Source organism: Calothrix sp. FACHB-168, assembly GCF_963889195.1.
Lineage (GTDB): Bacteria > Cyanobacteriota > Cyanobacteriia > Cyanobacteriales > Nostocaceae > Aulosira > Aulosira anomala_A.
Map to the genome: position 1 here is coordinate 51,974 of NZ_CAWPNJ010000011.1, position 23,966 is coordinate 75,939.

Genomic DNA, 23,966 nt, shown 5'->3' on the forward strand with positions numbered 1-23,966 from the left:
AAGCTAATGCGCGTTTAAATTGCATAACTACTCGCTCTCGCTTGTTGACTGTTAACCGTTCACTGTCAACCGCGCCGCACTGAGCTTGTCGAAGTGTCAACAGCCAACACGATTCATATGTGCAACTTAAATGCAGAACAGCTTATTAAGCTTCTGATAGGCACAGAGCAATATCTTTAATTTCATAAATTCTTAAGTCTTCTTTCCAAAGACTTGCATCACCAATAATCGTGATGCGTTCAGGTTCATATTTAATTTCAGAAATATGCACTTCTAAGGACATCAAGCGATTTTCTGGGGTAATTTGTCCCCGATATTTCCAGGTAATTTGATGATTAATCGCTTGGCCAAATCGAGGGTTTTTCAATGATTTACCTAAATCTAATTGCAAAGCATAGGCTTGCATAGCTTGGATAATTGACTCAACTCCCAAGGCTCCAGGCATCACCGGATCTTGATAAAAATGGCAGGGAAAATACCAATCTTCAGGGGTAATTACTTTTTGCGCATAGAGATACCCTTTTTGATAGTTTCCGCCTCCTTCAACAATTACCAGTTCATCGAGAAAATCTAAATATTTTTCTGAGAGGCGATAATGAGGCCGACTTGGATTAATTTGATATAATTTCTGCCGCCAATTGGGGTCTTTTAAAGAAATTGTCGTCAAATTCAAGGCAGCAATTTTCTGTTCTTGATACCAAGGTTTGAGACGTTTCCCGCCATCTAATCCCACTTGATTTGCTAAGACGGCGGTGCTAAAGTCACCAAAGACCATATTACCACGATAAAATGGCTCTCCTTCACAGGATAATTCAAACTCAAATTTTTGAATTATTGCCCCTTTAATAGCAGTTGTAGATAGGAGACGGACTTTATCAGTAATCGTTTTATTTCTGAGGTCAATTTCTTTAAGAATTGTTCCTTGCCCATCTAAATTACGAAAATGTAAATCTTCATCGGGAGATAATAAGGTTGCCCCCATATAAACCCCTAAGAAGATACAAGGCTGTCCGGCAATTTCAATATAGGTGCAATAGGGCAAAGTCGGATAAGCATTATGTTCATAAAACCAAGCATTAGGTTTTACATCATATTCTGTGATTATTTGCGAAGGTTTTGGTAATTCATGGCGTTTTCCTTCTATTTCTAAAACCCGACTTACTAACTGAAAATCTCCATTAGGTAGGCGCACAGATTGACGATTTTCATAAATATCAAATTCGGAACCAAGACAAGCGGAAACAGAGCCTCTGGCAAATTGTTTTAGTTGTTCTTCATTGAAAGCGACGGGAAACTCCATCCCCTTGTGGGTAGAGAGGGACAACCGCCCCGTCGCTTTGGGCATAGGGCATGGGGCATTGGTGATTTCCTCCCCATGCCCCATGCCCCATTGCCCATGCCCAAAAATGGCAAGTGGCTTTTCAACAAGTTGAACACCAATGTTTTTAATAGTAGCAATGGTTCTTCCGCCAAAAATAACATCCACATTAGCCACAGCATATGGTTGAGGAGACAATCCAAGTTCTAATACCTCCATTTGATACATTAATGTGCCTGTTTGGGGGGTAACTTGTCCTCGAAAACGTGCTGCTTGAGTTTTGCCGGGAATTATTTGAAAACGAGCATCTTTGGTGCGAGTTTGTAACCCTAAAAATAAACAATAAAATTGCACAAGTTGGATACTTCCTTCAATCATTAAATTCCCCGGCATGGTGGGATCATTCCGGAAATGACAGAAGAAATACCAATCTTCAGGGGTGACTTCTTTTGAACCAATGGCTAATCCCAGTCCAGCTAAACCACCCTGGGGATTGACCATGATCACATTATCTAACATCAATAATTTTTCTGGTGGCAATCTTAAGGATGGATTTAAGGAATTTTGATGATATTTTTCCCCAAAACATTTGCCCAAATTACCGACAGTTAAAGGCAGAATATCGTCAACTGTAAAACTTGATTTAGAACAAGTGAGCAGAGGTGTAAACTGTTGCTTTTGAATTTGCTGGCGTTGTTTTTCTTCACTTTCAGAAATAACAATTCCTTGTCCTTGTTCTAATTCTTCATCAGAAAAGAGTCCAGCACAGCCATCATGGAGTTTCATCCACACTTGATCGCCGATTAAAGCTTCTCCTTGGAAAAAGACTAGTAAACTCTTTTCTGTTTTAACAGAAGAGGTAATCTTGACTCGACACTTCAAGGTTTTTATCGCTTCTGGCTGTTCAAAAAGAAAGGTTGCTGATAAGTCTAATAAGCGAAAAGAACGTTTTCCTTGATTTTCAAAATCCGTTCCCAAATAACTTAATAACATTAACAATCCATGACCAGCTTCTTTACAAATACCAACAGTTAGCTGGCCATCAATCGCATACCAAGCATCTTCGGGAATATCATATTCAGTTTCAATAAATCCTGATTTATAATCTCCTAATTTCCCTTCTAATTGAGTTACACGACTGACAAATAGAAAGGGAGGCGAAGGCATTCTCACTCGTCTAGTATAGCTATCAATTTCTTGATATTTTTCGCCAAACACCTGAGATACTTTGCCCTCAATAAACTCTAAAATATCATCTTCATTGAATAAACAAGGAGAAATATCTGTTTTCGCCGTGGGGAGAGAAGCTACCAAAGTAGAGTTTTGTGACAAAGTAACTACTTGGGTTGCTGTTTGTTGAGAAAGATAGAGGGGTGATAAATCCAGGTCTACTTGATGGCTCACCAATTGAGCTAACATCTTCACAATACCAGTCAAGTCATCTACACCTCGACGATTGATACATACAGCGAGGTGATCTTCTGTATTGAGAGTTTCTGAGATCCAACGAGAACAGCTACCTCCAGATCCCAACTCTAGGAAAATTCTCACCCCATCTTGATAAGCGCGATTAATTAAACGGGGAAATTCCAAGGGTTGACACACCCCTTGCGTTAAGTGTTGCGCGATCGCAGACTGTTCTAAAGGAATCGGTTGATAATTAGCAGAGGAATAAAATACTGTGTCTGGGGGTGTTCCCATGTTGACAGTGTTCAGCTGCTTAAATGCAGCAAATTCTGATTCCATTGGTTGACAATGCAACACCATATCCGAGGGAGAACGAAAAGCATCACATTGTAAACGTTCAATCACCCGTAAACAGCCTTGGGGATCTCCAGCAATTACCACTTCTTGGGGTGCGTTAATATGAGTAAGATAAACTCGTGGTTCTTGTTGTAAGCATTCTTTTACTGCTGCTGGTGAAGCCATTAACACATGACTACTCCATAAATTTTCCCCAGCCGGTTCACCCCAATATTCTGAGACTGTTTGTTTTGTCCCTATTAAGCGAGTGTGAAATAGAGGGGAATCATGGATAAATTGACTTCCTTCATCAGCATTAGACCAAACTCCCAAACTATACATCATGGTACTTTCCCCCATACTGTAACCAAAAGCTACTTGGGGTTTAATTTGGAAATACTGCTGCATAATGTCTGTGAACATTACCGCAAAACCAGTGCCGGTTTCTAATAGGGATAAAGGGTTGGCGATGAATTCAGTTTCTAAGGCTTCTAAATCTCGCTGAGATAGAGAATGTTGACTTTTGGGGTAGAGGTGTTTTGCTTGTAAGAATTCCCCTGGATCTTTAATCAAACTGGTGATGCGATTCCACAATTTGGGAAACAATTGCAAAAGATTGCGTCCCATGCCTAAATAGGAATTAAATGCCCCTGGATAAACAAAAGCGATTTTTCCCTGTTTACCAAGGGGTTTGGGGGTAAAATAACTTCCTTTCGGGCTTTTCCAAGGTTTATCTTGGCTTAAAGCTTTCTCGATACCTTTTTTTGCTTGTTTAATCTCCCGTTGTAGGGTTTCTTTGCTCTCACCAACAATCGCCACCACATAACGAGACTGGGAATGACTTTGAAACTGGCTAAAATTTTCTCGGGCAGTATGAGGTAAAGATAAACTAGTTTCAATCCTTGCAGCTAAATCATCTAGTTGTGTCTGCAAAGATGAAGCCTCATTGGCAGCGATGGGAAAAAGGTAAACTGAAGCGTAGGGTAAATAGCCATGATTGCGGCTGGTTTGGGTCGTAACTTCTGAGAGAATAATATGACCATAAGTACCATCTTCCGTGACCAAATTCACGGCAGCTTGGCGCTTTTCCTGTCCTGTTGACAAAAACCAAGGATGAGAAACTGTAGGTACATAAAAAGGACTATTTTGCCAAATTTCAGGATATTGGGGTTGCTGCCATTGGGGGTATGGCGGCAAATAACGATTATAAATACATAAGGCTGTTTTGATTAAGCTAATTACTCCCGCAGCAATACCCAAATCACCCAGATTTGCTTTCACACTCCCAACTGCGCAAGTTAAGTCATGTTTAGCCGCAGCATAGGCATTAATTAATCCGAGAAATTCTGGGCTATTTTCTCCTTCTATATCCTCGTTGGAGACTTCAATGTAGCCAATATCTGAGGGGTGAATTTTGGCTTGTTGCAAAGCTTGTTGACAACTTTGTTGAATTGCCGTTGATGAAGGATAGAAGTTATCTGCAATCCGGGTAAAGCTTTGAAGTACTGCATAAATGCGATCGCCATCTTGTTGTGCAACCCGGTAATCTTTGATAATGATGGCTCCCGCATTAAGATTATTAGTATTCAGGTCAGAGTTGACTACACTAATAATTACCGTATCAACTTCTTTCGCTGTTAACAGAATTTGGGAGATTTCTAAAGCTTTGAGTAAGCAATCTTTTTCAGCATCTAAACTAAATGAAATCGCTGAAAAATTCCCAAGGTTAGATAAATGCTTTGCTAAAACATCTCCCGGATTATTAGTAATTACAGCAACTTTTTTATGAGAATTTATTTTGCAGTCTTCGAGAGCCTGATGAGCAACTTTTGATAAAACTGAAAAAGAATCAGGGGGGGATTGTAGCGGGTAATCAAGATGATTAATGTCTGCATCTTTGATTGTCTTGCCATTATAAATGAAAGCCGAAAATATTTGCGAATTAAAAGGCTGATTAAAAAAGCAATTTAAGCCAACAATAGCAAGTTGAGAATGTTCCATAGAATAGATACTCCAATAAGACAAATACACGATTGAGTTTGTAGGGAAAGAAACCAATTACATACAAACGGGATTTTGAGCAGTGACCGTATTATTGAGAAATAGCTGATTCAAACGCGCACTAGTCGTTACTTGCATATTAGTCGCTTCCAGATATACTTTGCCGTGAGCATCATAAGCGATCGCACTGGCAACTACCTTAGTTTCACTCTGCTCTTTGATAGATAAGTTAATCAAAAACTCCTGGTTAAAAGGAAGAGTAAAAAACTGTTTTAGGGCTGTTAGTTCTAAAGGTAAACTACCTAAACCATAGGTTTTTCTCACCCAAACTAATAAACACTGGAAGAAAATATCAGCCGTGTAAGGATTAAAAGATTGGGTGAAAAATTGCCCTTGCTCCTCAGGAGAAATTTCTGGTACTAAACACAAAGCGACTAACTTATTAGCAGTGATTTCCAGAATCTTTTTAATTCCTCTAAATCTCCTTTGATGAAATAGAATCCCTTCTTGATAAGGATCTAAGTTCAAACCAGATTGATCGGCATTAGCATCGGCAAAAGTTAAAGATTGTTGAGAATTCACTGCTTTACTAATGTTAATCAAGGCGCGATAATGATATAAAGGAATGCCTTTAGCGGTTTCACTCCAAATCAAGGCTTCTAGCTGAATTTCTGCATCAGATTTTTCTATTTCTGTTAAATCAAGACAGTATAAATTAGCTAAATTTTCATCAAAAACAATACCCTTGAGAACCTTATATTTCTGACAACTCAAAAAATGATAACCTGGATAAAATTGTTCGCAAATATTTGTCATCCAAGCTAAAGCACAGACAGCAGGTAAAACCGCATGACCGCCAATCACATGATCGTAAACAAAAGGATTACTCTGCAACGTTAAGCGCCGATATAAACGATAGCTATGTTTTTCCGGACTCAAAACTTTTGGTAAGACAGAAATTCCTTGACTCATAACAATAATTTGGGGGACTTTTGACTGGTTTTGGGTTAACTCTTCAGCCAAAATTTCTGCGCCTACGTTCAGAGGAATTAGTTTAATATTTTTTCCTGCAAATAATTGTTTTAGCTGCGGTGTTACCATGCCTCCATCCCAAGGCCCCCAACCAAAAGAAACTACATGGCAGTTGGGATATTTGGTTTGCAACAAATAAGCATACTTATTTAAAATTTCATTAGCTAAAGAGTAATCAGATTGACCGACATTGCCATAAAAGGAAACAAAAGAAGAAAATAAAGCAATAAACTTTAATTGGGAAATGTCTACACAATCTAATAAACTCTGTAAGCCTGCTATTTTAACATTGTAAACAGTTTCAAAATCCTGTTCTGTTTTATTCTCAATTAACTTATCTGCTAGATTTCCTGCCCCATGAATAATGCCTGTAATTTGTCCAAATTTTCCAATCACGGGAGCTAACGCAGATTTGAGAGCCGAGGAATTTGTGACATCAACACTTAAATATTCTGCCTGACCTCCTCCTTTTTTAATATCAGCTAGGGTTTGATGAATCTCGCGATTTTGGCAAATTTTTTTATAAAGATTCTGCACTTTGATCGGCGTTGGTTTTTCTTGCTGTTTTATTAAGTGTTGCATAATTCGTTTTTTTAATTCCGATTCATCAACACAACCAATGCTCCATTCCGGTTCTGCTAAAATTGCCGAACGACCAAGTAAAATAAATTTACACTGATATTGTTGAGCCAAATAAATCATACATTCAGCGGTTATTCCTCTGCCACCACCGCTCACAATCACGACAGATGATGAATTCAGTTTAGTATTAGTATTCATGGGATAAATCCAGTAATTAGCATTTCTCAGTTATGACCTATAACTGTTAAATAAAACCAAAAATAATCTGTCGTCAACAGGTAAAAATAGAGAGGAGTTTAGTTAAAATTAGGACTTACGCAGTGTCAGATATTTTTCATGCTTTTTGTCAATGGTCAATAGTCCATAGTCCAAAAACATGAATTTTGACCATTGACTTTTGACTTTTGACCACCCGTGTGAGGGTTTTTATGTTCGGTGCGTAAGTCCTAAAAATATTTTTGCTAAACTCCTGGGAATTTAAATCGTTAAAGGAGCTAATTCACAAGTCAAAGTAACACGACCTTTTGTGGTATATCCCACTTCTTGAATTAAAGCATTAGGATCGTGCAATTCTGCCAGGATAATTTGAGCAGTAGTGGTTGCGTCTAAGTCAGGGCTAATATCCAGGGAACGACAAAAGACAGAAGGCCACTCTAAATTTAAGGTTTTGGTTAATCCAAATAATCCGCCGCTAATTGCACTAAAATCCTTTTGCTCACTTAATCCAAACTCTCCATCCAAACGCGCTAAAGTCAGAAAACTACTTCTTCCTTGGCTTGCCGCTTGAGTTAAGCTAGATTTGAGATGTTTGGCTAATAAAAATACTTGTTTAAGAATTGCCTTATCAGGATTTACTAGCGGATTTGGCTGATGGCAAAGGCACTGGCTGATAGGGTGTAAATGAATAAAAGTTCCAATCAAACCATAGGTATGGAAAATTCCTGCTAATTGATCTTGTAAATGTTCTTCACTCAAATTGCTCAGAACCACACGCCGAACCGTAGCAGGAAGAACAGGACGCTTAGGAACTAAAGAATTTGGGAAACTGAGAACTATCACCTGCCATCCGCGATCGCTTAAACATTGAGCTACTTCCGTTGTTGTTAATGAACCATCATCGGTTAATAAACAAGTTTGGTAAGGGCTGGTAGGAAGATTCCAAAAATCAGGGGCGGGTAAAGACATCAGTTTCACCTGATAACGTCCTATTTCTCCATGGCTCCGAATCCTCGGAGCCGTCATCACTAAGCTATTTTTTTTTCTGCCACCATCATTTGCCCTGCCAAATATTGGACAATTTGGGCGAGGGTACGCTTTTCTGCTAGTTCTTCGGGGCTAAGTTTGGGTAATTGGGGAAAAGACTCCTGTAGAGTTCCCATAATTTCCACACGCTTAATTGAGTCAATTCCTAAATCGGCTTCTAAATCCATTTCTAATTCCAACATTTCTGTAGGATAACCAGTTTTATCGCTGACAACCTCCAGTAAGGCTTTACTGATGAAACTGTCACTAGCTACAGGAGAAGCAGTTTCTCTGACAACTGGTGTGGGTTCAGGAGTAGGAGCAGAATGACGAGGCTCTAAATAGTTAGCAATATGGGAGATATGCACAGGTTCAGCTACAGGTTGAGGAGCTGGCTTAGGCAGTTCAACCACGGGTGCGGCAGGTACATTGGGAGCTTCAGATACCACTGATTCTGATACAACAACTGTTGGTTGCTTAACAGCAGGCGTTAAAGTTTGAGGAATCAGAATTTCCTTGTGTTGCAGTAATTGTAGAAATGCTTGAAAACTTTGGGATTGAGTCTTCACGTATTGTTCGTGAACTTGTAGGATTTCTCTTTGATGTTGATAAAACTGTTGAAAAAGATGGGCGATAGTATTTTGAGTAGAGTTATTCATTGTAGTTACTTCATCCTCAGAAATAATAAAGTCGTAATTAGGTTGATGGTAAATTTGTGGTAGAGATATCGAGTCTTCCATCACAGAGACGGGGGTAATGGCAACTTCATCAGCTGATGAAGCAACCAAAGGTTGAATAGGGGAGTCTAAGACAACATTTGCTGTATCAGACTCAACTTCTTCCACAGGGGTTGAAACTGGTTGCACCAAAGGCTCAGGTTTGAAAGCAAATTCAAAGCCAGCTTTCGTTTTGTCACTGATGTAGTTAGTGGCATTGAGCTTAATAGATAAACCTTTAGATTTACTGGTTTGAGCAGTAAATTTTACGGGAGAAGCATCAAGATCCCTCAGGGATAATCCCATTACCCGTAGTTGGATAACTCCTTGACGTAGTTGGACATCACTATCTTTCTGACGACTGGGGTTAAGGGCAATGGCGACATGGGGGCGATCGCCTAATGTCTGCTTAACTAAGTTGGTCAGAATTTGCCTAGGCCCAATTTCAACAAAGCAATAACCTCCTTGAGCATAAAGATTTTCGATTTCCTGCACAAACTGAACCGCATTCAACAGATGGGCTTCTAAAAGTGACCGGATGGCGGTAGCTTCGGCAGGATAGGCGTTACCCGTCATGTTTGCATAGACAGGAATTTTGGGAGCATTAAACCTTACCCGATTGAGTGCCTCTGCAAAAGGTTGACTGGCATGTTGAACAAAGGGAGTGTGAAAAGCAGCAGACACAGGTAAAGGAGTGACAGAATAGCCCTGTTTGCTCAACACTTTCTCAAGGGTGGCAATTTCTGGTTGAGAACCAGATAATACGACTTGTTCGGGGGCATTATAATTAGCAATCTGCACCTTTGTCATGCCGGCGATCAGTTGCTTGACTTTCGCCACATTACCACTGATAGCTAACATCGTACCTTGATCGCAATCATTATTAGCTTGGGGAATAGCCATGGCTTGACCCCTGGCTTTGATCAGGTAACAATAATCCTCATCGCTAAAAACTCCAGCCGCCCACAGTGCGGTTAATTCCCCAAAGCTATGGCCAGCGACAAAATCTGGCTGAAATCCGACTTTTTGCAAGATTTTATACAATCCCAGGCTCAAGGCTCCAATGGCAGGTTGAGCGTTTTCTGTGCGCTGTAACTGCCGGGACTGTTGCTTGATTGCTTCTGGGGTAAAGGCTGGTATCGGAAAGGCAACATCAGATAAAGCTGGCAAGTTATCCTGAGCCATCAACTGATCCAGAGCTTGATAAGCTTGTTGGATCTCTGGAAAGTTCAAGCTAATTTCTCGCCCCATATTTACATATTGAGACCCTTGTCCGGGGAACAATGCCACAACTTTGCCCTGGAGGGATAAACCAGTTTGGCGGTAGTAAATTCCTTGGGGATGTTCCCAGGCTTGGGCTTGGGGCTGGATTTGCAGTTGTTTGATGGCTGCTTTCAATAATTTTTGGGCTTCTTCTAAAGAGGTAGCCACAAAGCCAACACGGGCTGATGTTTGGGGGATGAGGGCTGTTTTACTCTGATTTTGCAGTTGGTGATATTGTTCGCCGCCGTTGTTTGATTGCAGTTGCTCAAGAGTAGCTTGACACTTGTGAAATAATTCTTGTGGTGTATCAGCCCACAATAAAATAGATTGGGCTGTGGAATGGATGCGATCGCCTCCTTGGGGAAGTGTCGGGGTATATTCTTCCAGAACCACATGATAGTCTGTACCACCAAATCCGAAAGAACTCACCCCAGCTCGTCTGGGAGTATCGCCTTTTTGCATCCAGGGACGGGTTTCTGTGTTGAGATAAAAGGGAGACTCTTCGATTTTGAATTTAGGATTGGGTTCAGTAACATTAATCGTGGGCGGGAGGATTTTATGATGTAAGGCTAGGGTAGCTTTAATTAAGCTGGCAGCACCAGCCGCAGCTTTGGTGTGACCGATTTGCGATTTCACACTACCAAGGGCAATTTGTTGTTTTGCTGCTTGATTTTCCGTTAAAACTTGATTGAGAGCCGTAAATTCACATAAGTCTCCCGCTGGTGTGCCTGTACCATGGGCTTCCATTAATCCCAGAGTGGCGGGTGAAAATCCTGCGTCTTCATAGGCTCGCCGTAAAGCTCTCATTTGCCCTTCTGGACGAGGAGCATATATACTCTTGTAGCGACCATCACTGGCAGTACCAATACCTTTAATTACTGCATAAATGCGATCGCCGTCTCGTTCTGCATCTGCCAGACGCTTGAGAACTAACATTCCTAATCCTTCACCTACCATCATGCCATCGGATGTGGCATCAAAGGGATTAAGATAGTCTTTTTTAGAAAAAGCTGGGGTTTTACTAAAACACATGTAGTTGAGGATGGAGTTATCTGTATCAAACCCCCCCGTCAACATCATGTCACAACGACCTTCAATCAGTTCACTAATTGCCATTTTTAAAGCACTTAAAGAACTGGCACAAGCCGCATCAACAACGCAGTTCGTTCCTCCCAAATCTAGACGATTGGTGATTCTTCCTGCTACTACATTAGGCAACATACCGGGGAAAGAATTTTCTGTCCATGGCACAAAAGCTGCCTTCATTTTTTCAATAATTTTTTCGGTCTGTTCTGGTGATAAACCACTATTTTTTAAAACTTTTTCCCATACGGGATACTGTAAGCGAGTGGTTAATGGAGTAATACTTTTCCAAAGTCCACTAGCCCCTAAAATTACCCCTGTGGTTTCTCGATTAAATTCTTTTCCTTCACCATAACCAGCATCTTTTAAGGCTTGTTTTGCTAATACCAAAGATAGTAAATTTGCTGAATCTAAAGCCTCAATAGTATCAGGAGGCAATCCAAATTCTATAGGATCAAAATCGATTTCTGGGAGGAATCCCCCCGCTTTAGCATAAGTTTTATCAGGAGTTGTGGGATCGGGATCGTAATAGTCTTCAATGCTCCAAGCTGTTTTTGGAACTTCAGAAATACCATTTACTTGAGCTAGAATGTTTTCCCAGTATTCTTGTAAATTCTTGGATTTGGCAAACAAAGCTGACATACCAATAATGGCAATGGGCGTTTGTTGTAAAACAGAATTTTTTGGGGTCAATTGTTGGGCAGCCATGTTCGTGATGTGTTCTCCAATGACGAGCAATAGGAATAAATTTTAAAAGTCTGACATTTACATAAATATTTGGAGTTAGATATATTGAATCAATTCAATTTGCATAAATTTACAATTTTGATTCTTGCTATATTCAGTGTTGACCGAATACATCAATTACAAATCCTAAATTCTCTATACCTTGAGTTTAGTTTGATTCAACCCCTGAGACCATGGATTATTTTCTGCCAAAAATGGAGATTTTTGTTTTTTCAGTTTTCCACCAGATCATCTGCGTAGCGGACTGCTTGATGTATGTCTTCTAGGGACATCCAATTTTTTAAATACCCAATCAATTTGTAGTGCGAGCGTCTCGCTCGCTGGTATTTAAAAGCGAGCAAGACTTCGGCGTGAGCGCTCAGTCGAACGCTGCTCGCACTACGGAATTTGGGTAATTTATTTTTTGTATGTCTTCTATCCCGTTGAGCGCGATGTTAGCACTCCCCCTTGGGGGGTTCCTTGTTCGGGATATTCTGGGTTACGGTTGTGTGTCCAGCGTTTTGGTCGTTTTCCCCAATCCCTTACTCGACCCGCTCATCTTCACCCCAAAACAATCGTAATTCCCGAAACTGATAGCTTCCTGCCCGTAATAGCTGCTGTAAACGTAATTTTTTCTCCTGCCACCACCGCCGCACCTGCCAAACATCCGAATTAAAATGATGGTGGGCGCGTTTGTCACACATCCTTGGCAACGCCTGTTCTAAAACCTCATCCGATGCAATGCGATCGATTAACTTCATCCGATAGCCATCTGCGATATAAGAGATATTGTAGCGATCGCTCTTGTGACAAGGAGCGGAGGAAGTGCGATCGTGTTTGTAGTAGGGTGGCTTGCTGACAATGTGGCAATATAATACCAAATCAAATAATCAAAGCGACACATCAAAATATTCATGAGGGCATGGCAGTGCCAGTGCCCCTACAATCTGGTGCATTCTTTTGACTGGTATAATTTTCTAGTGGGGTAGTTAAAACTCTGGAACAAACAAATCTCTTTTATTACCTGCATAGTGTTTATAAATTATCTCAGGAGAATTACCAACTAATCTAGCGACATCTTTCGCATCTAATCCATTTTCTAGCGCTAAGGTAATAAAAGTGTGTCTAGTTTGATAAGGTTTTCTGTATTCAATTCCTAATCCATCTAGTACAGGTTTCCATACACGGTTTCTAAAGTTGCCAGTATCAATGTAAGTTTTCTCTTGAGGGCTAGGAAACAAAATATCATCATTGTTTTTACCTTCGCATACTCTTTCAATTATAGGTTTGAGTTTTTGATTAACCGGAAATCTCCTTTTCTCTTGAGTCTTTAATCCTGATTTTTTGGCTAATCCGTTGTCTGTTAGCACAACTGCACTATCAAATGTTACATATCTAAAGTCGCTAGAAATGTTTTTTCTCTCCAGTGCGATCGCTTCTGAAGGTCTACAACCAGTGAGAAATAAGAACTCTACATAGTCAGCATAATAAGAATGCTTAACTCTAGAGTATTTAGAACAAAATTTATTACTCCTAAATGCTTCAATTATTAAATCTCTTTCATATACACTAAATGGGTTTATTTCGCCATCATCATTTTTTTGAGATTTAGGAATTGTGATTTTACTAGACATGCCCTTAAAAGGATTATTAGTAATAATTTGAGACTCAATTGCCCAATCACAACAAGCACTTAAACGCACAATAAACCTTTTAGCCGATTCTGGAGGAATATTACTTAAAACCCAATCCCTAATTTCAACTGCTTTCTCTAAATCATGAGTAGGTAACTTTGATAGGTAGTTGCTAAAAACTCTATATTGAAATCTCATTGTGCTGGGTGATGAGATTTTCTTTTTGTGTTCTATAAATTGTTCCCAAATTTCATTAAGGCTAACAGGATATTCTGATTTCTCTGCTTCTACTAATCGAAAGGATTCAGGACGGTATTTATTTAATGTGTAGTCAAATGTCCCTGGAACCAGAATATTAGCTTGAATGTCTCTCTCTATCTCTTTGGCTTTGGCTTCCGCTATCTGGCGGTTCCCTGGTGTGTCATCTAGTCCCAAAGTTAAGTATTTTTGCTTTCCATTAAATAATTGTCGCGGTAACTGCAACCGCAAGCGATTACGAAAACTGTTAACTATGACGGAACCTTTACTATTACGTTTTCCTGATTGCATAATGAATATCTTAGACGCTAACTCTAACCTACCATATTTATGATAGTCATTTGATAGTCAATTTGGGTTGTTTAACAAATGCTAGACAGTGCTTCTGTACTATATTTCAGCAAATAGACAAAAAAATAAATCCCCGAAACCTATTAAAGACAAGGATTCCAGGGATTTAGGATATCTACGGGACTGGTGCGACTTGAACGCACGACCTAGCGCTTAGGAGGCGCTTGCTCTATCCACCTGAGCCACAGCCCCAATTAGTAACCATATATAATAATAGCAGTATTGCTAACTAGACTGCCACGCCTCATCCCAAGAACCACCACCAACTTCTACGCCACATAAAGAACTTTGTGCTTGAAGAATAATTTGAGATTTACCTTCACTAACATCACGCAATTGCAAATTTAGTTTGCCTTGCATAGTATCTCGGCAACAGTAAATTAAACCCTCTGCTGTTGGCGCACGTAAAGGTGTACCCGGTAAATCTGTAGTTCCAATTAACTCAACTTCATAATGGGAATTTCTCGCTTGCATTTCCCATCTTCCCCAAGGCTGAATATTCCATGTAACTTGTGAATTCCAAGGTACAAATTCATAAAACTTACCTTGATAATGCAAGCCAATCATCGCGACAGATTCCATCCACCACAATACACCCCGTCTGCCACCCCCGGCGGTTAATGCTAAATCTGCTTCGCCATCAAAGCTATTACAATTTAACCAAAACCATTTTTTAGGAAACGCACCGCCCCAATTTTTCTCACCATAAGCTGGGGCGTTAGTGAATTCGTATATTTTCCCATTCCAATCAATCCAACCGCTAGCTAAACCGTGAGCCATTAAAATCTGCCATCCCGGCTCAAAAATTTGTAAAAATGATACCCAGCCAGCAGTTGATTGTTGTAGACTGCCATGATTACCCCAGCAATATACTGGCTTAATTTCATACTCCCAACGGCAGTATTTACCAGTAGCCGGATCGCTAATTATGCCCTGATTTAAAGTCGCTGTAGCTTGATAACCTTGTTGAATGTGGCTGGTAAACTCTGGGGGGAGAAGGTAAAAAGGTTTAGTGGTTAAATCTGTTTGTCCCCAATGACCTAAAGCTAACACATCCTTACTCGCCCAGAATTTTTTTACATCTGGGAAAGTCCGACATAAATATTCATCATTCGCCCCTAAGACTTGCGCTGCACCACCGCTATAAGGTTGATTACCGATAGGGTCTTCAATAGAATACATAAAAGCAAAAGTTTGCCCACAATCGGGTAAAGTAACGCGATAATACCACCCTTCAAAAAAACGGCGATCGCTACCATCCCAATGATAACCAGCATGGGGTGTTTGCGTCATATCAAGTAGATTTTTGGGAATACTAAGCATAGTTTCAATGTGTTGTCTATTTCCCAGTATGCACAATAGCGTTTGTTTAGCGATCGCGATCGCAATTTCACGAACAAGGTTATTACAATAGAGTGAGTGTAAATTTATACGTTACTTAGCTATGCAAGATTTAATATTTGTACACAGCCTGAAAGGACATTCAGATCAAGTAAAGTCTGTTGTCTTTAGCCCTAATGGCGAAATGCTAGCCAGTGGTAGTGATGACAAAACTATAAAAATTTGGCATTTAGCTAATCAAGAATCTCGCACCCTGAAACTCAGAGAATCTTCCTGGTTTGGAGGCGTGAATTCAGTAGCTTTTAGTCCCGATGGCAAAAAATTAGCTAGTGCTAACGATGATAAAACTATTCAATTATGGGATGTGAACAACGGAAATGAAATTAGCACATTCATAGGACATGAAGATAAGGTTTATGCTGTTGCATTTAGCCCAGATGGCAAAACTTTAGCTAGCAGCAGTAAAGATAAAACTGTTAAATTGTGGTCGTTAGAAACAGGCAGAGAATTATACTCACTTAAGGGACATACAGATGATGTTTTATGTGTTGCATTCAGTCCAGATGGTAATATTTTAGCTAGTGGAGGTGCTGGTAATGATAAAACTATTAAACTTTGGTACTTGACTAAACAAAAAGCTTTAACTCTTATTGGTCATGCTGACTGGTTTGGTGGAATTAATTCTCTAGCTTTCAGTCCAGATGGTAAAACATTAGCAAGTGGTAGTTGGGATAAAACAATAAAGTTATGGCATGTAGAAAATGGTCAAGAATTGCACACCTTTACAGGACATTTAGATCGTGTTTGTTCTGTCGCCTTTCATCCAAATAGCAAAATTATAGCCAGTGGTAGTCAAGACAAAACAATCAAAGTATGGCAAGTAAATAATCCCAAAGAACTCTCTACCTTTTCATCTCCCGATGGTGATGTTTATGCAGTTGCCTTTAGTCCCAATGGTAAGCTGTTAGCTAGCGGCAATAAAGATAAAACTATTACACTCTTCCCTTTTTCATGAAGCAGTCATATCAAGCAGATTTTTGGGAATACTAAGCATAGTTTCAATCTGTTACCTACCTATATCCCAGTATGCGCCTTGATATCAATCGTGCCTACCAAATTCTGGAATTGAAACCTGATGCATCACCCCAAGACATCAAGCAAGCTTACCGCCGTCTCGCCAAAATTTGGCATCCAGATAGTTTTCTGGAACCGCAGCAAAAGCTGGTAGCAGAGGAAAAAATTAAAGAAATTAATCAAGCTTACGATAAATTAAAGTCTCATCCAGCAGAGGCGACGATAAATCAATCTGCAAATAAATCTTCGTCAACAGAGGATATCAAGGTTGATGCTTATCAATCTAATGCCGAAACTTTCTATCAACGCGGCATTAAAAATGCTCAACAAGGCAAATATACAGAAGCAATTGAAGATTTTAGTCAAGCGATTCGCCTCAATCCCAATTACTTTGAAGCTTATAAATATCGTGGTTTAGCTTGCTCAAAATTAGGCTATGAAAATCGAGCTAAATCTGATTTCCAAAATGCTGCCAAATTAGAACTTCAACAGAAAATCAAACCGCCTCAACCTACATCATCACCAAAGCCACCAACCTCTGATTCACAAAATCAAAGTTCACCTTGGAAATGTGTAAATACTTTAAATCATTTAGGTTGGGTTTTAGCAACAGCAATTAGTCGAGATGGACAATATATTGCTAGTGGCACAAGCGACAAAACTGTGAAAATTTGGCATTTGCAAACAGGGCAATTATTACATACTTTAACTGGTCATAGTAAATGGGTCAGATGTCTAGCTTTTAGCTCAGATAGTCAAACCTTAGTTAGTGGTAGTAATGATGGAAATATTAATATTTGGCAAGTATCTACAGGGAAATTAATCAACACAATTAAGGTACATTCAACCCCTGTAGTTGCTGTTGCTATTAGTGCTGATGGACAAACTCTATATAGCGGCGGTACAGATAATGCAATTAAAATTACCCATATAGCTATGGGGCAATTACTCCAAGTTCTCAAAGGACATGCTGATGTAGTTTATTCCCTGGCTATGTCTCCTAACCAGGATATATTAGTTAGTGGAAGTGGCGATCGCACTGTCAAAATCTGGAAAGTCAAAGGTAAAAAACTGTTGCTGACATTGGTGGGACATTCCAGTTGGGTAACAGGTGTCGCCATTAGTCCCGATGGGCAAATTATAGCCAGTAGCAGTTACGATCAAACTCTCAAGCTATGGAATCCCAGTACAGCTAAGGAAATTAACACCCTCGCCGGACATCACAGTTATGTTTGGGCTGTGGCTTTTAGTCCTGATGGTGAGTATCTAGCTAGCGGTAGCGCCGACCATACTGTGAGAATATGGCATGTGAAAACAGGACAACAGCTTTATACTTTAGCTCATCATACCGACTGGGTTAACTGTTTGGCTTTCAGTCCCGATGGTAAAACCCTTGTTAGTGGTAGCCGTGATATGACAATTAAAGTTTGGCAATGTGTTACTTAACGATACCTAATTTGGGATAAGGGACATCCAATTTTTTAAATACCCAATCAATTTGTAGTGCGAGCGTCTCGCTCGCTTTTAAACACCAGCGAGCAAGACTTCGGCGTGAGCGCTCAGTCGAACGCTGCTCGCACTACGAAATATGGGTAATTTATTTTTTGTAAGTCCCTAATGCGATCGCAATTTTCAATTCTTCAATTTTACCTTCAGCTTTAATTCTTCTTTAATCCGGTTGAGAATGGAAGTTTCATCCAAAGTTGATAAAATCTGACTAATTACCGCTTTCGGCCCATCAGGCCCCCAAGTCGCACCATTAGCTAAGTAAGCTTTTGTTACCTGTCCAATTCCGTAGGAAGAAACGCCAGCAACCCCAGCTTGGGTAACAGCTACGGAAATATAAGGGCCGATAGCTACACCTGCTGTTGCCGTTGCCGAAATTCCCAGTATTGTTTTTAACCCACTTAAACCTAAATTAGCCAAGAGTTCACTGACACCAATACCGCCCATACTCAAGGCAATTTTTTGCAGCAATTGTACAGCCCCGGCTTCAGTCATGGGAATACCGTAAAGCTTAGACAATCCCAAAATCAGAAAAATATCGATAGCAATGCTACTCAGTATATCAACAACAGTCACCGGATTAAGTGCGATCGCTAATGCCTTAGTCATCACCGCTTTCCAAATTAGCTGATTGGCATTTTGTTCGCGAATCATCAGTTTACGCTGGACTAATTGCTCATTCACCACATCTGCGTAAAGCATAGTATTTAACGCCACTAACGCCTTACCTTCTCGTTGGAGAATTTCTAATATTTTCAGCTTTAGTTCATCAATTTGCGCATTCCCCGTCCGTAACTGAATACCGCGACTACCATCAGCCCGCATCACCGCCGTTTTTACCAATGGTGAAGCAGCCGCCATGACAATTTCTAAAGGCGAGACTAATTCCTTTACCCGCTCATCTCGAATTTTATGATAAATTGCCATCCGATCCGCTTCGGGATATTGGTCTACCTTGTTAAACACCAGAATGATTGGTTTACCAGCTTCCCGCAACTGCGAAAGCGCCTGATGTTCTAACTTTGTCATATCCCCAGAAATCACAAACAGAATCAAATCTGCCTGTTTTGCTACCTGTTCCGCTAAAGCTGTACGGGTATCGCCATCAATTTCATCTAATCCCGGCGTATCGATTAATTCTACCTGCGATTGACCCCCAGCAGGTAAAGTCACCCGCAAAGCTTTTTCTGTTTCGCCAATTAACTCTTCGCTGATACTCCAATTCACCGTTTGTGCATCGCGAGTTACCCCATGTAACGGCCCGGTTTCAAACACAGGTTGTCCCACTAAAGCATTTAATAGCGAAGATTTCCCCCGTCCCACCATGCCAAAAGCAGCAATTTGTAGTACCATGCGGTCTAATTTCCCTAGCATGGTTTCCAAATCGTCAATTTCTGTCTCTAAACCCCGCTTTTCTTGGGGGGAGAGGTCGAGATTAGCTACTAAATTACGTAACGCCGTTTGTGCCCGTTTATAGTTGAGTTCTGTTTGAATATCCTCAAAACTAAAAATGGCACTATCTAATTCTTCCTCCCAGTTGGGTGAATTGCTGTGATGAGGTTCGGGCAATATCGAAGTCATGGTTTATCAAAAGGCAGAGGGCAGAGGGCAGATGGCAGAAGGGAATAAAAGTATAAATATATATGACAGGACTTACGCAAAATACCTTTGACACTCTTATTTCTTCGTGTCTTCTCTACGAGACGCTTCGCGAACGTGGTTCGATTCTTCCGTAGTTTGTGCATCAGTTCTATATGACTTATACACAATTTCAGAATTCTTCTCCCAAGGGGAGACGCTGCGCGTTGGCGGAAGCCTCTCGCAGAGAAGGCGCTCTTGGCGTCTTGGCGGTTTAATAAATAAAGTTATTTTCTTTCTCCTCCTGACTACCTGCACAACTCAATTCCGATCCTAGTGTGTTTTAGCAGGCATTGACAGAGAAAAACACACTATTCCTGCTTCACCCTGCTTTCACCATCCACACCAGAAAACTCAGAACAGTTTCTAACGGTGGGAGCGGATAATCGGTTAAATCAATAGTGACAGTTTGTCCTTCCAGCTTGAGAAATCGCCATTGCGTACCACTGCTGACTGTACCGTAAACTGCTGTAATCGATTGTCCTTTAGCTTCATTAAATTTTTGTGCGGCTACCATTTCCGCCATACATTGTCCAATTCCCGATTTTAAATCAGATTTTTTCGCCTCAACAATTACAATCGCAGGTGCTTCCACTGTTAACTGTTCGGGAGAACGACTGATTAAAAAATCACATACACCATTCAACCCGATACTGGCGTCAACGTTAAATTCCTCCCCAGAAAAGACGCTAATTGAAGCCTTGAGGATGCGCCGCACTTCTAGTAATACGGGATTAATAATCACCTCAGAACGAGCTTTTTCTGTATCCACTGCGATCGCCCAAGGTAAATCTTCTAAAATAGCTTGCAGTCTGGGACTAGGTTGTATAGGTTGGAGCGAGTCAGGAAAAAAGCGTACTCCCTCTACAGTAGTCAGGTGAAAATCTTGTTTCACTTTTTCAATGGTAAATTGACTGTAGGGCATAGTTAGAAATTTTTATAGCTAGCAAATGTATTTCTAGCCTAACGTCTTTAGCCTGAGATTCTGCGCGATCGCTCATTCACCGTACATTCACTTATGCAGCAAGTATTTTTTGTTTGAGATAAAATGAAATAAGTGAAAAAGTGCGATACCTTTGCTGCGGAACGCTACGCGAACGGTGGGCTTCGCCAACGCATCCCCAAGTTACCATCACAGCTCGCACCCTGGCATAATTAGACATTCCTGGCTGAAAATTCATTATTATCCCCAAGCCATACAAAGTCACAAATATCACAAATATTAACCCACGCACTGAGGATTTAATATCCCAATAGGTAGTTTAAAGGTTAAGGCAAGAGGATTGTCCGAAAAAGTAGTACATTGAAAAATGCATCTAAATAGCGTTAGGAACTTGACTAAATCACCTGTGCGGAAAATAGTTATTGCCGGTAACTGGAAAATGTTCAAAACCCAGGCAGAATCCGAAGAGTTTTTACGCGGATTTTTGCCTCACCTAGAGGAGACACCAGACAATCGCGAAGTATTACTGTGTCCTCCTTTCACCGACTTAAGCATATTGTCCAAGTATTTGCATGGTAGCCGCGTTCAACTGGGCGCGCAAAATGTCCACTGGGAAGAAAATGGAGCCTACACAGGAGAAATTTCTGGCCCCATGCTGACAGAAATCGGGGTGCGCTTTGTCATTGTAGGTCACAGCGAACGCAGACAATATTTTGGCGAAACAGACGCAACCGTTAACCTCCGGTTAAAAGCTGCACAGAAATCTGGTCTTACCCCCATTCTCTGTGTAGGCGAAACCAAAGAACAACGAGATGGTGGCAAAACCGAATCCTTGATTATCAGTCAGCTAGAGAAAGGTCTAGTAGATGTCGATCAAAATAACTTAATAATTGCTTACGAACCCATTTGGGCAATTGGCACAGGTGACACTTGTGAAGCCACAGAAGCAAATCGGGTAATTGGCATCATTCGCAGTCAGTTGACCAATGCTAACGTTTCCATTCAATATGGTGGCTCAGTTAAGCCCAATAATATTGATGAAATTATGGCTCAACCAGAAATCGATGGCGTTCTCGTCGGCGGCGCTAGCCTCGAAGCTGACAGTTTCGCCAGAATTGTCAATTATAAGTAATGGGCATAGGGCATTGGGCATGGGGCATTAAAACAATTTTGGATTTTGGATTTTAAATTTTAGATTGGAATCCAAAATCGCAAATCTGTCTTGAAAAGTTCAGATCGCCGGAAGCCGGCGCTCCGACTTTTCGCAAAATCTAAAATTCCTTGTCCTCCTTGTCTTCCTTGTCCTCCTTGTCCCCATTCCTAAATCAGCAAATATGTTACCTCACCTCAAAATCCGGGGGCGCTGTTTCCAATGGGGACAGCAGACTTACCTCATGGGCGTGTTAAATGTTACGCCAGATAGCTTTAGCGATGGCGGGGAATTTAATAATATTCATGGAGCTGTAGCCCAAGCGAAAGCACTAGTAGCTGCTGGTGCGGATATTATTGATGTCGGTGGACAATCCACGCGCCCAGGGGCAGAGCAAATCACTCTGGAAGAAGAATTGCAGCGCGTCCTTCCAGTTGTGCAAGCGCTACGGGCAGAAATTGACCTACCTATTTCTGTAGATACAACTAGAGCAAAAGTAGCAAAAGCATCTGTGGCGGCTGGTGCTGATTTAATTAATGATATTTCTGGCGGCACATTTGACCCGCAAATGTTACCCACAGTAGCCAGCTTGGGAGTGCCGATAGTGTTGATGCACATCCGGGGAAATCCGCAGAATATGCAACAACAAACTGATTATCAAGATTTAATGACAGAAATTTATAATTTTCTCGCACAGCAAATTACTGCGGCAATGGCTGTGGGCATTGATGAGCAGAAGATTATAATCGATCCTGGTATTGGTTTTGCTAAGAATTATGAGCAAAATTTAGAAATTTTTCGCCGCTTGGATTTATTGAAAGCACTAAATTGCCCTATTTTAGTAGGGCCATCGCGTAAAAGTTTTATTGGGCGAATTTTAAATCAACCGGATGCCAAAGCAAGAGTTTGGGGCACAGCTGCGGCTTGCTGTGCGGCGATTTTTTATGGCGCTGATATCCTCCGCGTTCATGATGTCAAAGAAATGCGCGATGTCTTGCTGGTAACTGATGCCATATATCGGCATTCAGCACCAGACTAACCGCCATTACCATTGCCTTCATGAGTGGCTGATTCAGCAATTACCTCTTTCATCAAGTCTCCACTTTTACCGGGATCGACAAAGACAACTTTAGCATTAGGGCTTTCGCCTAATCTGTAGCTAGCGTTGATATAGTCTTGAGCTACTAAATAACGCAGAATTTCCTTACTTTCTGGATTGGTACGCAAAGCTTCGGCAATTATCTGCATGGAAGTCATAGTTCCTTCAGCTTTCTTAATTGCCGCTTGCCGTTCGCCTTCTGCTTCCGAAATCAGCGCCCGTTTTTTAATTTCGGCAGCGCGTTCTTCTTCCATTGACTTGCGTACACTTTCTGGTGGGGTAATGCGCTGAATATCCAAGCGGATAATTTCCACACCCCAACCAGCAGTTGTTTCATTTAACTGATCTAAAATGGCTTTATCCATCTCCCGGCGGGAAACATTGGTTTCTTCGACAGTATTCTGCGCAATAATTTCTCGGAGTGTGGTGTGGGCTAACTGTACCAGTGCGCCTTGCAAATCGTCAATGGCGTAAAAGCTCTTTTCTATATCTTTAATCCGCCAATAGAGAATAGCATCAACTTCTAGATAAATATTATCTTTAGTGATTACATTCTGGGGCTTAATGTCGATATATTGCTCTCTGGTAGTATCTTCCATGACAATCTGATCCACCAAGGGAACAATAAAGTTCAACCCCGGATTAAGTTTGCGGTGATATCGCCCTAATCTTTCCACCAAGGCGACATTACCCTGGTTAATTAACTTTGCCGATCCTAAGGCGTAACCTATAAGTGCAAAGACTATAGCAATGATTGGCTCCATAGATGCTCCTATGCTTGCTTTTGGAGAAATTTTAGTTTAAAGGACATGGTACTATCTTGTCCTATCTCTAAGTCTAATGTTTTGAGTTTGTAATTTTTTAAACATCAGCTTAAACATTGGTTCGTCGGTTGCAGCTGGTTTGCTACAATCAAAGCAATGTGGCTGAATGCACCCGCTATTAAAGCATCTTGCTTACATCCTGGCAAGGTATCTAGCTCGCAGCCCGGTTCACCCCTATCCTATCTAAAACCAAAATTTTCTTGGCAGAATGCGCGAAGGGATTGAAACCATTGAATACGATGATTACGGCTGATGGTACGATAGTTGAAATATGTTGGGTTTCGCAAAGCCTCAACCCAACCTACTCCTAATTCACTAATTCCTGAGGTACTTGTTGAAATTTCAAATACAGTGTGTTTCAGATAAATGAGTACGCGCTTCGGGGCATGGCAGTGCCAGTGCCCCTACAATCAACGATTATCTGTACCTCACCAATTCGACA

15 protein-coding genes and 1 tRNA gene are annotated in these 23,966 nt (G+C 40.8%); 4 read left to right on the forward strand and 12 right to left on the reverse strand.

Annotated elements, in window-relative coordinates; all coding sequences use genetic code 11:
• Positions 1 to 145 precede the first annotated feature (145 nt).
• The 8 genes from AACW45_RS04945 to AACW45_RS04980 all read right to left on the reverse strand — a co-directional run bounded on the left by AACW45_RS04945 (position 146) and on the right by AACW45_RS04980 (position 15,272).
• Complete coding sequence (locus AACW45_RS04945; protein WP_190631672.1) at positions 146 to 5,062, reverse strand: PfaB family protein; 4,917 nt, start codon at positions 5,060 to 5,062, stop codon at positions 146 to 148.
• Between the two features lie 57 nt (positions 5,063 to 5,119).
• Positions 5,120 to 6,874 carry an SDR family NAD(P)-dependent oxidoreductase gene (locus AACW45_RS04950; RefSeq protein ID WP_190631674.1) on the reverse strand — a complete coding sequence of 585 codons (1,755 nt, stop codon included), beginning with the start codon at positions 6,872 to 6,874 and terminating at the stop codon, positions 5,120 to 5,122.
• A gap of 279 nt (positions 6,875 to 7,153) precedes the next feature.
• Positions 7,154 to 7,861, reverse strand: coding sequence for a hypothetical protein (locus AACW45_RS04955; protein WP_199331057.1), 708 nt, complete (start codon positions 7,859 to 7,861; stop codon positions 7,154 to 7,156).
• A 59-nt stretch (positions 7,862 to 7,920) separates the two neighbouring features.
• The gene (locus AACW45_RS04960) at positions 7,921 to 11,688 is read right to left on the reverse strand and encodes a type I polyketide synthase (RefSeq protein WP_190631677.1); all 3,768 of its coding nucleotides are present in this window, start codon (positions 11,686 to 11,688) and stop codon (positions 7,921 to 7,923) included.
• Positions 11,689 to 12,248: 560 nt separating this feature from the next.
• Entirely contained in the window at positions 12,249 to 12,587 is a 339-nt protein-coding gene (locus AACW45_RS04965) for a hypothetical protein (RefSeq protein ID WP_190631679.1), read from the reverse strand.
• A 108-nt stretch (positions 12,588 to 12,695) separates the two neighbouring features.
• The gene (locus AACW45_RS04970) at positions 12,696 to 13,889 is read right to left on the reverse strand and encodes a site-specific integrase (protein WP_190631681.1); all 1,194 of its coding nucleotides are present in this window, start codon (positions 13,887 to 13,889) and stop codon (positions 12,696 to 12,698) included.
• Positions 13,890 to 14,067: 178 nt separating this feature from the next.
• Positions 14,068 to 14,141, reverse strand: a tRNA-Arg gene (locus AACW45_RS04975).
• Between the two features lie 33 nt (positions 14,142 to 14,174).
• Positions 14,175 to 15,272: a tocopherol cyclase family protein gene (locus AACW45_RS04980; RefSeq protein WP_190631683.1), complete on the reverse strand. Its 1,098-nt coding sequence runs from the start codon at positions 15,270 to 15,272 to the stop codon at positions 14,175 to 14,177.
• A gap of 121 nt (positions 15,273 to 15,393) precedes the next feature.
• Between AACW45_RS04980 and AACW45_RS04985 the strand changes: the two genes are divergently transcribed.
• Both AACW45_RS04985 and AACW45_RS04990 read left to right on the forward strand, forming a co-directional pair.
• The gene (locus AACW45_RS04985; protein ID WP_190631685.1) at positions 15,394 to 16,305 is read left to right on the forward strand and encodes a WD40 repeat domain-containing protein; all 912 of its coding nucleotides are present in this window, start codon (positions 15,394 to 15,396) and stop codon (positions 16,303 to 16,305) included.
• 71 nt (positions 16,306 to 16,376) lie between these two features.
• Positions 16,377 to 17,810 carry a DnaJ domain-containing protein gene (locus AACW45_RS04990; protein WP_190631687.1) on the forward strand — a complete coding sequence of 478 codons (1,434 nt, stop codon included), beginning with the start codon at positions 16,377 to 16,379 and terminating at the stop codon, positions 17,808 to 17,810.
• Positions 17,811 to 17,996: 186 nt separating this feature from the next.
• On the opposite strand, the gene AACW45_RS04995 is transcribed toward AACW45_RS04990, so the two are convergent.
• The 3 genes from AACW45_RS04995 to AACW45_RS05005 form a co-directional block, all read right to left on the reverse strand.
• Entirely contained in the window at positions 17,997 to 19,451 is a 1,455-nt protein-coding gene (locus AACW45_RS04995; protein WP_190631689.1) for a GTP-binding protein, read from the reverse strand.
• Positions 19,452 to 19,830: 379 nt separating this feature from the next.
• Positions 19,831 to 20,433 (reverse strand): hypothetical protein, encoded by a 603-nt coding sequence (locus AACW45_RS05000; RefSeq protein ID WP_190631691.1) that lies wholly within the window; start codon positions 20,431 to 20,433, stop codon positions 19,831 to 19,833.
• A gap of 91 nt (positions 20,434 to 20,524) precedes the next feature.
• The gene (locus tag AACW45_RS05005) at positions 20,525 to 20,689 is read right to left on the reverse strand and encodes a hypothetical protein (protein ID WP_190631693.1); all 165 of its coding nucleotides are present in this window, start codon (positions 20,687 to 20,689) and stop codon (positions 20,525 to 20,527) included.
• Positions 20,690 to 20,857: 168 nt separating this feature from the next.
• Between AACW45_RS05005 and tpiA the strand changes: the two genes are divergently transcribed.
• Both tpiA and folP read left to right on the forward strand, forming a co-directional pair.
• Positions 20,858 to 21,583, forward strand: a complete 726-nt coding sequence (tpiA, locus tag AACW45_RS05010; protein ID WP_190631885.1) for a triose-phosphate isomerase — start codon at positions 20,858 to 20,860, stop codon at positions 21,581 to 21,583.
• A 202-nt stretch (positions 21,584 to 21,785) separates the two neighbouring features.
• On the forward strand, positions 21,786 to 22,640 hold the full coding sequence (gene folP / locus AACW45_RS05015; RefSeq protein ID WP_190631695.1) for a dihydropteroate synthase: 855 nt from the start codon (positions 21,786 to 21,788) through the stop codon (positions 22,638 to 22,640).
• Here folP and AACW45_RS05020 read toward each other — a convergent pair.
• Positions 22,637 to 23,464, reverse strand: coding sequence for an SPFH domain-containing protein (locus tag AACW45_RS05020; RefSeq protein WP_190631697.1), 828 nt, complete (start codon positions 23,462 to 23,464; stop codon positions 22,637 to 22,639). The two genes, folP and AACW45_RS05020, sit on opposite strands and share 4 nt — an antisense overlap.
• Positions 23,465 to 23,966 lie beyond the last annotated feature (502 nt).

Bases quoted from the DNA above. Each gene is read 5' to 3' on its own strand.
- AACW45_RS04945 (WP_190631672.1), bottom strand. From the start codon at position 5,062: ATGGAACATTCTCAACTTGCTATTGTTGGCTTAAATTGCTTTTTTAAT.
- AACW45_RS04950 (WP_190631674.1), bottom strand. From the start codon at position 6,874: ATGAATACTAATACTAAACTGAATTCATCATCTGTCGTGATTGTGAGC.
- AACW45_RS04955 (WP_199331057.1), bottom strand. From the start codon at position 7,861: ATGTCTTTACCCGCCCCTGATTTTTGGAATCTTCCTACCAGCCCTTAC.
- AACW45_RS04960 (WP_190631677.1), bottom strand. From the start codon at position 11,688: ATGGCTGCCCAACAATTGACCCCAAAAAATTCTGTTTTACAACAAACG.
- AACW45_RS04970 (WP_190631681.1), bottom strand. From the start codon at position 13,889: ATGCAATCAGGAAAACGTAATAGTAAAGGTTCCGTCATAGTTAACAGT.
- AACW45_RS04980 (WP_190631683.1), bottom strand. From the start codon at position 15,272: ATGCTTAGTATTCCCAAAAATCTACTTGATATGACGCAAACACCCCAT.
- AACW45_RS04985 (WP_190631685.1), top strand. From the start codon at position 15,394: ATGCAAGATTTAATATTTGTACACAGCCTGAAAGGACATTCAGATCAA.
- AACW45_RS04990 (WP_190631687.1), top strand. From the start codon at position 16,377: ATGCGCCTTGATATCAATCGTGCCTACCAAATTCTGGAATTGAAACCT.
- AACW45_RS04995 (WP_190631689.1), bottom strand. From the start codon at position 19,451: ATGACTTCGATATTGCCCGAACCTCATCACAGCAATTCACCCAACTGG.
- AACW45_RS05000 (WP_190631691.1), bottom strand. From the start codon at position 20,433: ATGCCCTACAGTCAATTTACCATTGAAAAAGTGAAACAAGATTTTCAC.
- AACW45_RS05005 (WP_190631693.1), bottom strand. From the start codon at position 20,689: ATGAATTTTCAGCCAGGAATGTCTAATTATGCCAGGGTGCGAGCTGTG.
- folP (WP_190631695.1), top strand. From the start codon at position 21,786: ATGTTACCTCACCTCAAAATCCGGGGGCGCTGTTTCCAATGGGGACAG.
- AACW45_RS05020 (WP_190631697.1), bottom strand. From the start codon at position 23,464: ATGGAGCCAATCATTGCTATAGTCTTTGCACTTATAGGTTACGCCTTA.